At 61.6% G+C, this 14,729-nt stretch carries 12 protein-coding genes; all 12 read right to left on the bottom strand.

Going from position 1 to position 14,729, the window contains the following annotated elements:
* Window positions 1-93: 93 nt before the first annotated feature.
* The 12 genes from JN756_RS25625 to arcD all read right to left on the bottom strand — a co-directional run bounded on the left by JN756_RS25625 (window position 94) and on the right by arcD (window position 14,559).
* Window positions 94-582 (bottom strand): RDD family protein, encoded by a 489-nt coding sequence (locus JN756_RS25625; RefSeq protein WP_046382260.1) that lies wholly within the window; start codon window positions 580-582, stop codon window positions 94-96.
* Between the two features lie 105 nt (window positions 583-687).
* Window positions 688-903: a cold-shock protein gene (locus tag JN756_RS25620; RefSeq protein ID WP_017847139.1), complete on the bottom strand. Its 216-nt coding sequence runs from the start codon at window positions 901-903 to the stop codon at window positions 688-690.
* A gap of 389 nt (window positions 904-1,292) precedes the next feature.
* Window positions 1,293-2,417 carry a glycine cleavage system aminomethyltransferase GcvT gene (gene gcvT / locus JN756_RS25615; RefSeq protein ID WP_017847140.1) on the bottom strand — a complete coding sequence of 375 codons (1,125 nt, stop codon included), beginning with the start codon at window positions 2,415-2,417 and terminating at the stop codon, window positions 1,293-1,295.
* Window positions 2,418-2,456: 39 nt separating this feature from the next.
* Window positions 2,457-3,833, bottom strand: a complete 1,377-nt coding sequence (locus tag JN756_RS25610; RefSeq protein ID WP_017847141.1) for an L-serine ammonia-lyase — start codon at window positions 3,831-3,833, stop codon at window positions 2,457-2,459.
* A gap of 165 nt (window positions 3,834-3,998) precedes the next feature.
* Complete coding sequence (gene gcvP, locus JN756_RS25605; RefSeq protein WP_046382262.1) at window positions 3,999-6,839, bottom strand: aminomethyl-transferring glycine dehydrogenase; 2,841 nt, start codon at window positions 6,837-6,839, stop codon at window positions 3,999-4,001.
* A 10-nt stretch (window positions 6,840-6,849) separates the two neighbouring features.
* The gene (gene gcvH / locus JN756_RS25600) at window positions 6,850-7,233 is read right to left on the bottom strand and encodes a glycine cleavage system protein GcvH (protein WP_046490087.1); all 384 of its coding nucleotides are present in this window, start codon (window positions 7,231-7,233) and stop codon (window positions 6,850-6,852) included.
* Between the two features lie 413 nt (window positions 7,234-7,646).
* Window positions 7,647-9,155: a transcriptional regulator GcsR gene (gene gcsR / locus JN756_RS25595; RefSeq protein WP_017847144.1), complete on the bottom strand. Its 1,509-nt coding sequence runs from the start codon at window positions 9,153-9,155 to the stop codon at window positions 7,647-7,649.
* Between the two features lie 119 nt (window positions 9,156-9,274).
* Window positions 9,275-9,637: a DUF5064 family protein gene (locus JN756_RS25590; RefSeq protein WP_201021473.1), complete on the bottom strand. Its 363-nt coding sequence runs from the start codon at window positions 9,635-9,637 to the stop codon at window positions 9,275-9,277.
* 18 nt (window positions 9,638-9,655) lie between these two features.
* Window positions 9,656-10,585 (bottom strand): carbamate kinase, encoded by a 930-nt coding sequence (arcC, locus tag JN756_RS25585; protein WP_017847146.1) that lies wholly within the window; start codon window positions 10,583-10,585, stop codon window positions 9,656-9,658.
* A 185-nt stretch (window positions 10,586-10,770) separates the two neighbouring features.
* Entirely contained in the window at window positions 10,771-11,781 is a 1,011-nt protein-coding gene (locus JN756_RS25580) for an ornithine carbamoyltransferase (RefSeq protein WP_017847147.1), read from the bottom strand.
* A 69-nt stretch (window positions 11,782-11,850) separates the two neighbouring features.
* Window positions 11,851-13,107, bottom strand: coding sequence for an arginine deiminase (arcA, locus tag JN756_RS25575; protein ID WP_017847148.1), 1,257 nt, complete (start codon window positions 13,105-13,107; stop codon window positions 11,851-11,853).
* Between the two features lie 24 nt (window positions 13,108-13,131).
* Entirely contained in the window at window positions 13,132-14,559 is a 1,428-nt protein-coding gene (gene arcD, locus JN756_RS25570) for an arginine-ornithine antiporter (RefSeq protein ID WP_026140052.1), read from the bottom strand.
* Between the last annotated feature and the right edge of the window lie 170 nt (window positions 14,560-14,729).

Here is a 14,729-nt window from a genome sequence, read left to right as displayed (position 1 = left end):
CGATAGCGGTAAATCAGTCGATGTATCTGGAGACTGACACTACGCTATCGGGAGCAAGCCCCCTCCCACATTTTGATCCGCACCAGCAGGGCGTTATTTTTTCCGCTTCGGAACCTGCACCAACTGCGTGTCGGAGTAGATGTCGTGCCAACTGCGTTTCTGCTTGTCGAACAGTGACCAGATAAACCCCAGCCCCACGCACAACCACGATGCAATCGACACCACAAAGCGCAACAGCGCCTGCCACAGGCTGATCCGCGAGCCGTCGGCGTTCTGTACGCGCACGCCCCACACCTGCATGCCCAGGGTCTGCCCGGAATGGGTCCAGAACTTGGCGAAGAAGCCAAACAGCACGAAGAACAGAATCGTCGACAGCAGCGGGTCGCCGTCCAGCGCGCCGGATTCGGTGAGGGTACGCATTTTGGCTTCGCCCACGAACGCGATCCACACCAGCTTGTAGAGAAAGGCCGTGACAATCAGTAGCGCCGTGCAGAGGAGGAAGTCATAGAACATCGCTGCCAGACGACGGCCCAGGCCAACGGCGGGGAATTCGCCTTGGGGGCTCAGCAGGGGTTTGGACATGGCCGGCTCTCTGAAGAAAAAAAGCATTTTACGGCGCAATGCCCTTACCGCGCCCATAAAAAAGCCCCTGATGTCACCATCAGGGGCTTTTTGTCGCAGGAGGGATCAGCCTTCGGCGATCACTTCGTCAGCCTGCATGCCTTTCTGGCCTTGCACGGCGACGAAAGACACTTTCTGGCCTTCTTTCAGGCTCTTGAAGCCGTTGCCCTGAATAGCGCGGAAATGCACGAACAGATCCGGACCGCTTTCTGGAGTGATAAAACCAAACCCTTTCTCGTCGTTAAACCACTTGACGGTACCGCTCTGACGTTTATCCGACATTTTCTTATTTCCTTGACGCTAAAAATGAATGACAGCCCCTTTCGCATGAAAGAGTACTGGGCTGGGTTGCAGGAAAGTAAGAGACGTCGAACGGGTTGTAGCAAACTTTGGCTACTGCCCAGGTCCAGGTTCCAAGCGACCCATGCAAACACAGTGAGCAAACTCTACGTCAACTAATGGAGAAAAAACAAGCCCTGCGCAAAGCCCAGGTTTTGCTCGGCTTTGTGGCACTTGGGGGAACAATGGGCGGACGACTTATTCGATAGAAATGGTCACTTGTTATAGGTTGACCCCTATAACAATGACTATCGTCAATGCACTGTTTTATGGCGGTTGCGTTACAGATTAGTGCGCGTTAACGCAACCGCGTTACTTATAGAAACAATCAATCAGCCACGGTAGTACCGTTGCGGCACAAATGGCATTTTACTTACACGAAGTGGCACCTTTTTCCCACGCACCAGTGCAGAAACTTCGGTATCCAACGCAGTGAACGCGCTGTCCAGGTAGGCCATCGCCAACGGGCCGCCGAGGCTCGGGCCAAAGCCGCCGCTGCAGACGCTGCCGACCACGGTGCCGTGTTCGTCGACGATTTCCGCACCTTCACGCACGGGTGTACGCTCCTGAGTCAGCAGGCCGACACGTTTGCGGCTCACACCGGCTTGCTGCTGGGTAAAGATCCGGTCGGCGCCGGGAAAGCCACCGGCACGAGCGCCGTCGGCGCGACGGGCCTTGGAGATCGCCCAGAGCAGGCTGGCTTCGATCGGGGTGGTGTCGGTGTTCATGTCGTGGCCATACAGGCACAGGCCGGCTTCCAGGCGCAGCGAGTCGCGGGCGCCCAGGCCGATGGCCTGGACTTCGGTCTCGGCCAGCAGGCTGCGGGCCAGGCTTTCGGCGTGGGCGGCGGGCACCGAGATCTCGAAGCCGTCTTCACCGGTGTAGCCGGAGCGGCTGACGTAGCAGTCCACGCCCAGCAGGCGCAGGGATGTGAATTGCATGAAGGTCATCTTGGTCACTTCAGGGGCCAGGCGTGCCAGCACTTTTACCGCTGCCGGGCCTTGCAGGGCGAGCAGGGCGCGTTCTTCGAACAGCGGCTCGATGCTGCACTGGTCGCCAATCCTGGCACGCAGGTGCGCCAGGTCCTGGTCCTTGCAGGCCGCGTTGACCACCAGGAACAGCTCGTCGTTCCCCAGGTTGGCCACCATCAGGTCGTCGAGAATACCGCCCTGCTCGTTGGTGAACATGGCATAGCGCTGCATGCCTACGGGCAGGTCGATGATATCCACCGGCACCAGGGTTTCCAGGGCCTTGGCGGCATTGGCGCCGGTCAGGCGGATCTGGCCCATGTGAGACACGTCGAACAGCCCGGCCTGATCACGGGTGTGCAGGTGTTCTTTCATCACGCCCAATGGGTATTGCACCGGCATGTCGTAGCCGGCGAAGGGCACCATGCGCGCGCCGAGTTCGATGTGCAGCGCGTGCAACGGGGTTTTCAACAGGGTTTCGGTGGACATATTCAGCTCCTGAAAAACGTGCGGACGCGCTTCTAAGCGTCAGCACTCGATAATGTTGACCGCCAAACCGCCACGGGCGGTTTCCTTGTATTTGCTTTTCATGTCGGCGCCGGTCTGGCGCATGGTGCGGATGACCTTGTCGAGGGACACAAAATGCTGCCCATCGCCGCGCAAGGCCATACGCACTGCGTTGATGGCTTTGACCGAGCCCATGGCATTGCGCTCGATGCAGGGCACTTGCACCAGGCCGCCGATCGGGTCGCACGTCAGCCCGAGGTTGTGTTCCATGCCGATCTCGGCGGCGTTTTCGACCTGGGACACGCTGCCGCCCAACACTTCGCACAGCGCTCCGGCGGCCATCGAGCAGGCCACGCCGACTTCACCCTGGCAGCCAACCTCGGCACCGGAGATCGACGCGTTTTCCTTGTACAGAATCCCGATCGCGGCGGCGGTGAGCAGAAAGCGCACTACGCCGTCTTCACTCGCGCCGGGGATAAAGCGCATGTAGTAATGCAGCACCGCCGGCACAATCCCGGCCGCACCGTTGGTGGGCGCGGTGACCACGCGCCCACCGTTGGCGTTTTCTTCGTTGACCGCCAACGCGTACAGGTTGACCCAATCGAGTACCGACAACGGGTCGCGCAGGGCCGACTCCGGGTTCTTGCACAGCTGGCGATGCAGGGCGGCGGCACGACGCTTGACCTTCAAGCCTCCCGGCAAGATCCCTTCATTGCGACAGCCAGCGTCCACACAGTCCTGCATCACCTGCCAGATCTTCAGCAGGCCGTTGCGGGTTTCGGCTTCGGGGCGCCAGGCACTTTCATTGGTCAGCATCACCTGGCTGATGGACAGCCCGTAGGTGGCGCAATGACCGAGCAAGTCCTTGGCGCTCTTGAACGGGAAGGTCAGCGGCGTGGCGTCTTCGACGATCCGGTCGGCGCCGGCAGCGTCTTCATCTACCACAAAGCCACCGCCCACCGAGTAGTACTCGCGGCTGCGGATCTGGATGCCGGCGGCGTCGAAGGCACGGAAGATCATGCCGTTGGGGTGATAGGCGAGGGGTTTGCGAATCATCGCCAGGTGTTCTTTCTCGTTGAACACAATGCTGTGTTCGCCGAGCAGGTTCAAACGGCCGGCGCTGCGCATCTGTGCCAGGCGCGTGGCGACGGTTTCTGTGTTCACGGTGTCCGGGTGTTCGCCTTCCAGGCCGAGCAACACGGCCTTGTCGCTGCCGTGGCCTTTGCCGGTGGCGCCGAGTGAGCCGTAGAGTTCCACCTTGACGCAGGTGGTGGCGCTCAGCAGGTCGTCACGGCGCAAGCCCTCGACAAAGCGCGCGGCGGCGCGCATCGGGCCGACGGTGTGGGAGCTGGAGGGGCCGATGCCAATCTTGAACAGGTCGAACACGCTTAACGACATGAGTTGTTCTCCAGGTTCTTATTATTCTTGAGGTCATACGCGGTCAAGTGTGGGAGGGGCGGTGCGACGATTCGACTTGCCCCCGATGAGGGGGTGTCAGTCACCAGATCTATCAACTGACACTCTGCCATCGGGAGCAAGCCCCCTCCCACATTCTTGACCAGGTTATGCGTAGCTCTCGATCGAAGGGCAGGCGCACACGAGGTTGCGATCGCCGAACACGTTGTCGACCCGGCCGACCGGCGGCCAGTACTTGCCGTCGATCAACGACGCCAGCGGGTACACCGCTTGTTCACGGCTGTAAGGGTGGCTCCATTCGCCCACCAGTTCCGCCGCGGTGTGCGGGGCGTTTTTCAGCGGGTTGTCGTCCTTGTCCAAGGTGCCGTTTTCCACCGCGCGGATTTCTTCGCGGATGGCGATCATCGCGTCGCAGAAGCGGTCCAGTTCTTCCCTGGATTCGCTTTCGGTCGGCTCGATCATCAAGGTGCCGGCCACCGGGAACGACATGGTCGGTGCGTGGAAGCCGAAGTCGATCAGGCGCTTGGCCACGTCATCCACGCTGATGCCGCTGCTGTCTTTCAACGGGCGCAAGTCCAGGATGCATTCATGCGCCACCAGGCCGTTGCTGCCGGTGTAGAGCACTGGGTAGTGCTCTTCCAGGCGGCGGGAAATGTAGTTGGCATTCAGGATCGCCAGCTGCGAAGCGCGCTTGAGGCCCGCGCCGCCCATCATGCTGATGTACATCCAGGTGATCGGCAGGATGCTCGCGCTGCCGAACGGCGCCGCGCACACCGCGCCTTCCTTGCGTGCCATGGCCGCGTGGCCGGGCAGGAATGGGGCCAGGTGGGATTTGACGCCGATCGGGCCAACGCCCGGGCCGCCGCCGCCGTGGGGGATGCAGAAGGTCTTGTGCAGGTTCAGGTGCGAGACGTCGCCGCCGAACTTGCCCGGCGCGCACAGGCCGACCATGGCGTTCATGTTGGCGCCGTCGATGTACACCTGGCCGCCGTTGTCGTGAATGATCCCGCAGATTTCGCGGATACCTTCTTCGAACACGCCGTGGGTCGACGGGTAGGTGATCATCAGCGCGGCGAGGTGGTCGCGGTGCTCGATGGCTTTGGCGCGCAGGTCTTCGATGTCGACGTTGCCGCGCGCGTCGCAAGCGGTCACCACCACGCGCATGCCGGCCATGTGGGCGGTGGCGGGGTTGGTGCCGTGGGCCGACGACGGGATCAGGCAGATATCGCGGTGCTGATCGCCACGGCTCTGGTGATAGGCGCGAATCGCCAACAAGCCCGCGTATTCGCCCTGGGAACCGGCGTTCGGTTGCAGCGAGATGGCGTCGTAGCCGGTGGCCGCGCAGAGCATGGCTTCCAGGTCGGAGGTCAATTGCAGGTAGCCGGCGCTTTGTTCGGCCGGGGCGAACGGGTGCAGGGCACCGAATTCGGCCCAGGTCACCGGGATCATTTCGCTGGCGGCGTTGAGCTTCATGGTGCAGGAGCCCAGCGGGATCATGGTGCGGTCCAGCGCCAGGTCCTTGTCGGCCAGCTTGCGCAGGTAGCGCATCAGCTCGGTTTCCGAGTGATAACGGTTGAACACCGGGTGGGTCAGGATCGGCGACTGACGCAGCAGCGCGGCCGGCAGGCTGCCTTCGACCTTGGCGGCGAAGTCCGGCAGAGCTTTACCGTCGGCAAACAGTGCCCACAAGGTTTCGATATCGGCCTGGGTGGTGGTTTCGTCGACCGACAGGCCCAGACGTTCGGCGTCGACCACACGCAGGTTGATGCGCTGGGCGCGGGCCTGGTCGTGCAGGGCGGCGGTGCGGGTGCCGGTGTTGAGGGTCAGCGTGTCGAAGAAGTGTTCTTGCTCGACTTTCAGGCCCAGGGCGCGCAGGCCGTTGGCCAGGATCGCGGTCAACTGGTGAATGCGCTGGGCGATCTGGGTCAGGCCTTTGGGGCCGTGGTACACGGCGTACATGCTGGCGATGTTGGCGAGCAGGACCTGGGCGGTGCAGATGTTGCTGGTGGCTTTCTCGCGGCGGATATGTTGCTCGCGGGTCTGCATGGCCAGGCGCAAGGCCGGCTTGCCGAAGCGGTCGACCGAAACACCGACCAGGCGGCCCGGCATGTCGCGCTTGAACGCATCCCTGGTGGAGAAGTACGCCGCGTGCGGGCCGCCGAAGCCCAGCGGGACGCCGAAGCGTTGCGCGCTGCCGATGGCCACGTCGGCGCCGAACTCACCCGGCGGGGTCAGCACGGTCAGGGCCAGCAGGTCGGCGGCCACGGCCACCAGGGCGTTGGCGGCGTGGAAGCGTTCGGTCAGCTCGCGATAGTCGAACACGTCGCCGTTGCTGGCCGGGTATTGCAGCAGGGCGCCGAAGAACGGGCTGACATCGCTCAGTTCGCGTTCATCGCCCACCACCACGTCGATGCCCAGCGGCTCGGCACGGGTGCGCAGCACGTCGAGGGTCTGCGGGTGGCTGTGGATCGAGGCGAAGAAGGCATTACTGGCCTTGTTCTTGCTCAGGCGCTTGCAGAAGGTCATGGCTTCGGCGGCAGCGGTGGCTTCGTCGAGCAGCGAGGCGTTGGCGATCGGCAGGCCGGTGAGGTCGCTGATCAGGGTCTGGAAATTCAGCAGCGCTTCCAGGCGGCCCTGGGAAATTTCCGGTTGGTACGGGGTGTAGGCGGTGTACCAGGCCGGGTTTTCGAGGAGGTTGCGCAGGATCGGCGACGGCGTGTGGCAGTTGTAGTAGCCCTGGCCGATGTAGGTCTTGAACAGTTGGTTCTGGCTGGCGATGGCTTTGATCCTGGCCAGGGCCTCGGCTTCGCTCAAGCCATCTTCCAGGCCGAGCACGCTGGTGCCCTTGATGCTTTCCGGGATCACACTGGCGCTCAGGGCTTCCAGGGAGTCGAAGCCCAGGCTGGCGAGCATCTGCTGCTCATCTTCCTGGCGCGGGCCGATGTGGCGGGCGATGAATTCGTTGGCGGTGCTCAAGTTGATCGTCATGGCGCGCTCCTCAGGCTTCGGCGGTGGCTTTGATCAGGCGGTCATACGCATCCTGATCCAACAGCGTAGTCACTGCGTCGGCATCGGCGGGTTTAAAGCGGAAGAACCAGCCTTCGCCCATCGGGTCTTCGTTGACCAGTTCCGGGCGGCCCTCCAGCTCGGCGTTCACTTCGAGCACTTCACCGTCCAGGGGCATGTACACGCCGCTGGCGGCTTTGACTGACTCGACGGTGGACGCCTCGGCGCCTTTTTCGTAAGCCTGCAACTCTGGCAGTTGCACGAAAACCACATCACCCAGCGCATTTTGCGCGAATGCGGTGATACCCACGGTGACGCTGCCGTCAGCTTCGGCGCGCAGCCATTCGTGATCTTCAGTGAAACGCAACTCGCTCATGGAAACTCCTCGGGGCCAGATTCGTCTGGTGGACGGGATTGGAATAATGGGGAGTTGCTTAGCAATATCGCGGCCAATGTCATTAAGTGTTTATAAATCAATGACTTGATAAAAATGACGAATGCGTTGCCGGCTGAGGTTGTAGCGATTTCGCTACAGTTCGGCGCTGGAAAAAAAGCCTATGTGGATCAAAGCCTTGCATGGCGCGCAAAAAGCAGGGTTGTAGCGATATCGTTACGCTGTAGCGCTTTCAGTACAGTTGATGTCGTTCTTAGACCCAATTGGGAATGCGAGCCCTGTAGGCGCGAGCTTGCTCGCGAAGATCGTCAACGATGATGTGGGAAGCCTGGATGAACGCGGCGCCCTTGGGTTTTTCGCGAGCAAGCTCGCTCCTACAGTGGACAGCGCCCAGATCAGGGTTTGTTGGGGATGCCGTATTTGCGCAGGCGATGGGCGATAGCGGTGTGGGAGGTTTGCAGGCGGCTCGCCAACTGGCGGGTCGAGGGGTAGCTGGCGTAGAGCTTCTCCAGCAGGCTGCGTTCGAAGTCTTCCACGGCCTGTTCCAGGCTGGTGATTTCGCTGTCGCTCTGACGTGCGACCGAGGTGCCGGCGATGTCCAGGTCGCCGATGTCCACCAGGCTGCTTTCACAGATGGCGGCGGCGCGGAAGATCACGTTCTGCAACTGCCGCACGTTGCCCGGCCAGCGGTTGCCGAGCAAGGCCGGGTAAGTGCCTGGGGCCAGGCGGCAGACCGGGCGCTGGATCTGCGCGCAGGCCTGCTGCATGAAGTAGCGCGCCAGCAGCAGGATGTCCTGGCCGCGCTCGCGCAGGGGCGGCACTTCGACATTGAGGACGTTGAGGCGGTAGAACAGGTCTTCGCGAAAGGTGCCCTCGGCGACCATCTTCTCCAGGTCGCGGTGGGTGGCGCTGAGGATACGCACGTTCACCTTCACTTCGCGGTCGCCGCCTACCCGGCGAAAGCTGCCGTCGTTGAGAAAGCGCAGCAGCTTGGCCTGCAGGTACGGCGACATTTCGCCGATCTCATCGAGGAACACCGTGCCCTGGTTGGCCAGTTCCATCAGCCCCGGCTTACCGCCGCGCTGGGCCCCGGTAAAGGCGCCGGGGGCGTAGCCGAACAGTTCGCTTTCGGCGAGGTTTTCCGGCAGCGCCGCGCAGTTCAGCGCCAGGAACGGCGCACTGCAGCGTGCGCTGATGGCGTGGCAAGCCCGCGCCACCAGCTCTTTGCCGGTGCCTGTCTCGCCCTGGATCAACAGCGGCGCATCGAGTACCGCGACACGCTGCGCGCGCGCCTTGAGGGTGCGGATCGCCGGCGACTCGCCGAGCAGCGCATCGAAACCTTCGGCATGGTCGTGGTGCAGCGCCGACAATTGTTCGCCGATGCGGTTGGGCTGGTAGAGGCTGAGCAGGGCACCGGCATCGGTGATCGGCGTCGCCTCCAGCAGCAGGGTCTGGCCGTTGACGCTGATCTCGCGCAGAGGCAAGCGAAAGCCTTGCTCCAGCAAGGTGTCGAGCAAGGCCGGATCGTTGAACAGTTCGCTGATGCTTTCGCCGGCCGGTTCGCGACCGTACAAGGCGATCAACGCCGGGTTGGCCAGCAGGATCTTGCCCGCGCTGTCCAGGGCCAGCACCGGGTCGGTCATGGCCGCCAGCAGGGCGTCGAGTTGCAGGTGGCGGCGTTGGCCGGGGAGGATGTCCACCACGGTCACTGCCTGCACGCCGTTGACGCTGAACAGCGCGTCCCGCAGCTCTTCGAGGACTTCGGCGCTCAGGGTCGGCGCGTCGATGTAGACGTTGGGCGGCACCATCTCGACCGCGTCCAGGTTGAGATTGCGCCCACCGAGCAAGGCCAGGACTTCCTGGGTAATGCCGACGCGGTCGATGAAGCTGACGTGGATACGCATGGGGCGGCTGACAATTCTGGGGAACGAGAGGCGGCAAGTATGCCAGACAGGGGGGGAGATCAAAAATGGGGGAGGGGCGGTGCGACGATTCGACTTGCCCCTCCCACATTTGGACCGAGTTATGCGAGGTGTTCGGGTTTGACGGGGTCGCCGGGCTTCACATTCAACTGATGCCGCACATCTTCGAACATCGAGTCGTACTGCTTGTGCATCTCGCCATTGAGTGTCGCGATCTTCGGCATCCCGTACTTCTGCGCGATATTCATCGCGTGCCGGGCAAAGTCGAAGGCCTGGTCCTTGGGCAGGAAGAATTCTTCCTTGAGGTCCTTGCCCTGCACCGACCCATGCAGCGTGAACAGCATCCCCTGGCCTTCCTTGGGATGCTGGCTGATTTCATAGTCGATGCACAGGTTGTAGCTGTAGTCGTCTTTGTTCAGCGCGTGACGTTCGATATGCAAGTGCCCGGGTGCAAAGGTAGCCATAGGCATTTCTCCTCAACTTCACAGATAACGGATGCCAGGGGTCGCTGTGCTGACACGGGTGCCGGCGGTGCCCTGGACGATGGCTTCGATGTCCGAGAGTGAACCGATCACCGCGGTTTTGCCAGTCTGGCGGGCGAACTCGCAGGCCGCTTGGACCTTGGGCCCCATGGAACCGGCGGCGAAACCGAGTTTTTCCATGTCGTCCGGGTGGGCCTGGCTGATAGCCTTCTGGGTGGGTTTGCCGTAGTCGATAAACGCCGCGTTGACGTCGGTGGCGATCACCAGCAAATCGGCTTCCAGTTGCGAAGCCAGCAGCGATGAGCACAGGTCTTTGTCGATGACCGCTTCAATGCCGCGCAGTTTGCCGTCTTCGCCATACATCGTCGGGATACCGCCACCGCCGGCGCAGATCACGATGCTGCCTTTCTCCAGCAGCCATTGGATCGGGCGAATTTCAAAGATGCGTTTCGGCCGCGGGCTGGCCACCACGCGACGGTATTTATCGCCATCCGGGGCAATGGTCCAGCCTTTCTCAGCGGCGAGTTTCTCGGCTTCGGCCTGGGAGTACACCGGGCCGATCGGTTTGCTGGGTTTTTTGAAGGCCGGGTCGTTGGCGTCCACTTCAACCTGGGTGAGCAGGGTGGCAAACGGGACTTCGAAGTCCAGCAGGTTGCCCAGTTCCTGTTCGATGATGTAACCGATCATGCCTTCGGTTTCGGCACCGAGCACGTCCAGCGGGTACGGCGAGACGCTGGTGTAGGCCGCTGCCTGCAACGACAGCAGGCCGACTTGCGGGCCGTTACCATGGGCGATCACCAGCTCGTTGCCGGAATGGATCTTGGCAATCTGTTCGGTGGCGATTCGGATATTGGCGCGTTGGTTGTCCGCTGTCATGGGTTCACCACGGCGGAGCAGGGCGTTACCGCCCAGTGCAACGACGATACGCATAATGCAATCCTTCTAGAGTTCAGCGTGTGAACACAGGACTAAGTGTGGGAGGGAGCTTGCTCCCGATGGCGGGCTAACATTCAATACTTGTGTCGACTGATACACCGCTATCGGGGGCAAGTCGAATCGTCGCACCGCCCCTCCCACATTTTGACCGTGTTCCTACAGTAGACGTTGTGTCGAAATCAGATATCCGCCAACGCCGACACCAGGATCGCCTTTATGGTATGCATGCGGTTTTCCGCCTGTTCAAAGGCAATGTTGGCCGGGGATTCAAACACCTCTTCGGTCACTTCCACGCCATTGGCCAGGTTCGGATAACGCGTGGCGATGTCCTTGCCGACCTTGGTTTCGCTGTTATGGAACGCCGGCAGACAGTGCATGAACTTCACCCGGGGGTTGCCCGAGGCTTTCATCATCTTGGCGTTGACCTGGTACGGCAGCAGTTGCTCGATACGCTCGTCCCACGCTTCCACTGGCTCACCCATGGACACCCAGATATCGGTGTGGATGAAGTCCACGCCCTTCACCGCTTCAAGAGGGTCTTCGGTGATGGTGATGCGCGCGCCGCTTTCTTCGGCAAAGGCCTGGCACTGTTTGATGAAGTCTTCGTGGGGCCACAGGGCTTTCGGCGCGCCGATACGCACGTCCATGCCCAGCTTGGCGCCGATCATCAGCAGCGAGTTGCCCATGTTGTAGCGTGCGTCGCCCAGGTAGGCGTAGCTGATGTCATGCAGCGGCTTGTCGCTGTGTTCGCGCATGGTCAGGGTGTCGGCGATCATTTGGGTCGGGTGGAATTCGGCGGTCAGGCCGTTGAACACCGGCACACCGGCGAACTTGGCCAGTTCTTCGACGATTTCCTGCTCGAAGCCACGGTATTCAATGGCATCGAACATCCGACCGAGGACGCGGGCGGTGTCTTTCATGCTTTCTTTATGGCCGATCTGCGACGACACCGGGTCGATGTAGGTGACGTGGGCACCCTGGTCGTGGGCCGCGACTTCGAAGGCGCAGCGGGTGCGGGTCGAGGTTTTTTCGAAGATCAGCGCGATGTTCTTGCCCTTGAGGTGCGCGCGCTCGGTGCCGGTGTATTTGGCGCGTTTGAGGTCGCGGGACAGGTCCAGCAGGTAGTGCAGCTCGCGGTTGGTGTGGTGCATCAGCGACAGCAGGCTGCGGTTGCGCATGTTGAAAGCCATGGTGGATCTCCTTGTGTTCAGGTTATCCCCTTGGCCGACGCCTTGTGGGCGGCGGCCAAGGCCTGGAAATTAATAGTCGATAGGGTCGCGGATGATCGGACAGGTCATGCAGTGGCCGCCGCCACGGCCACGACCGAGTTCACCGGCACTGATGGTGATGACTTCCACGCCGGACTTGCGCAGCAGGGTGTTGGTGTAGGTGTTGCGGTCGTAGCCGATCACCACGCCAGGCTCCAGGGCCACGACGTTGTTGCCGTCGTCCCACTGCTCGCGCTCGGCGGCGAAGCTGTTGCCGCCGGTTTCGACCACGCGCAGGGTTTTGAGCTTGAGGGCGGTGGCGACCACGTCGAGGAAGCTTGCGTCTTCACGGCGCACATCGATGCCACCGGGCTTGCTGTCGTCCGGGCGCAGGCTGAAGGCGACGATCTGGCTGACCACTTCGGGGAAGATGGTGACCAGGTCGCGGTCGCAGAAGCTGAACACGGTATCCAAGTGCATCGCGGCGCGGGATTTCGGCAGGCCGGCGACGATGACGCGCTCGACGGCTTTGTGCTTGAACAGGTTCAGCGCCAGTTGGCCGATGGCCTGGCGCGACGAACGCTCGCCCATGCCGATCAACACCACGCCGTTGCCGAGCGGCATGACGTCACCGCCTTCGAGGGTGGCGTTGCCATGGTCCTGGTCCGGGTCGCCGTACCAGATCTGGAAGTCGGCGTTGGTGAACTCGGGGTGGAATTTGTAGATGGCGCTGGCCAGCAGGGTTTCCTGGCGTCGCGCCGGCCAGTACATCGGGTTCAGCGTCACGCCGCCAAAGATCCAGCAGGTGGTGTCGCGGGTGAACTGGGTGTTCGGCAGCGGCGGCAGGATGAAGCTGGAGTGGCCGAGGAAATCGCGGAACATCTCGATGGTCTTGCCACCGAAGCTGTCCGGCAGGTCATCGGCCGACACGCCACCGATCAGGAACTCGGCGATTTTGCGCGGCTCCAGGCTGCGCAGCCACGAGCCGACTTCGTTGATCAGGCCGAGGCCGACCTGGTTGGCGGTGATCTTGCGTTCCAGAATCCAGTCCAGGGCTTCGGGGATGGCGACGATATCGGTCAACAGGTTGTGCATTTCCAGCACATCGATGTCCCGTTCGCGCATCTTGGTGACAAAGTCGAAATGGTCGCGCTTGGCCTGGGCCACCCACAGCACATCATCGAACAGCAGTTCATCGCAGTTGTTGGGGGTCAGCCGCTGGTGGGCCAAACCTGGGGAGCACACCATGACTTTACGCAGTTTGCCGGCTTCGGAATGTACGCCGTACTTCACTTTTTCCGTGGTCATTACAGATCCTCCAGTGAGCAACAATTACATAGTCAGGAAGCCGGCGTAGAGGCCATAGGCAGCCACCAGGGCGCCAACGACCACCGCAGCGAAAATCAGCTTCTCGACGTTGGTGAAAATCGGTTTGCCCAGTTCATGCTTGGCCTTGGCGAACAGGATCGCGCCAGGGGCATAGAGCAGGGCGGAGAGCAGCAGGTATTTGGTACCGCCGGCATAGAGCAGCCAGACCGCATAGATCAGCGCGATCGCGCCGATGATCAGGTCCTTTCTGCGCTCGGCCGGGGCGTTTTCGTAGGTCTCGCCACGTACCGCCAGCAGCAGCGCATAAGCTGCCGACCACAGGTAAGGCACCAGGATCATCGAGGTGGCGAGGTAGATCAGCGACAGGTACGTGCTGGCGGAAAACAGGGTAATCACCAGGAACACCTGGACCAGTGCGTTGGTCAGCCACAGGGCATTGGCCGGCACGTGGTTGGCGTTCTCGCGGCGCAGGAACTCCGGCATGGTGTGGTCCTTGGCGGCGGCGAACATGATCTCCGCACACAGCAGCACCCACGACAGCAGCGCGCCGAGCAGCGAGATGACCAGGCCGACGCTGATCAACACGGCGCCCCAGTGGCCCACGACGTGCTCCAGCACGGCCGCCATCGACGGGTTCTGCAGCTTGGCCAGTTCCGGTTGGGTCATGATGCCCAGGGACAGCACGTTGACCAGCATCAGGAACAGCAGCACGGTGATAAAGCCGATCACGGTGGCCTTGCCCACGTCGCTGCGTTTTTCGGCCCGCGCCGAGAAGATGCTTGCGCCTTCGATGCCGATGAACACCCACACGGTGACCAGCATCATGTTGCGCACTTGGTTCATCACGCTGCCCAGGTCCGGGTTTTTCAGGCCCCAGATGTCAGCGGTGAAGATGTCCAGCTTGAACGCGAATACGGCGATCAGCACGAACAGCACCAGCGGCACGACCTTGGCGACGGTGGTCACCAGGTTGATGAACGCCGCTTCCTTGATCCCGCGCAATACCAGGAAATGCACGGCCCATAGCAGCACCGAAGCGCCAATCACCGCGGCCGGGGTGTTGCCCTCGCCAAAGATCGGGAAGAAGTAGCCGAGGGTGCTGAACAAGAGCACGAAGTAGCCGACGTTGCCCAGCCAGGCGCTGATCCAGTAACCCCAGGCGGACGAGAAGCCCATGTAGTCGCCGAAGCCGGCCTTGGCGTAGGCATATACGCCGCCGTCGAGATCGGGTTTGCGGTTAGCCAGGGTCTGGAACACAAACGCCAGGGTCAACATGCCTACAGCCGTAATCACCCAGCCAATCAGGACGGCGCCGACATCGGCGCTGGCCGCCATGTTTTGCGGCAGAGAGAAGATCCCGCCGCCAATCATTGAACCCACGACAAGTGCAACCAGTGCGCCAAGTCGAAGTTTTCCGGCAGATTCAGACATTGTATGACTCCAATGCAGGAGAAGAGAGACCACAGAATAATTCCGTGCGCTAATCAAACAGCTGACTTAGATCACATCATTGGCACATTCCATTGTGAATTAATGACTTAGAGTGAAAATGCCGTGCGCGCGATAGTGCCGCCAAGACGCTCGTCATAGAGCCTCTATGC

Origin of the sequence: Pseudomonas sp. Y39-6, assembly GCF_023651955.1 — a bacterium.
GTDB lineage: Bacteria > Pseudomonadota > Gammaproteobacteria > Pseudomonadales > Pseudomonadaceae > Aquipseudomonas > Aquipseudomonas veronii.
Note: the sequence above shows the minus strand (reverse complement) of the source record. Positions and strands in the feature narration are given on the sequence as shown.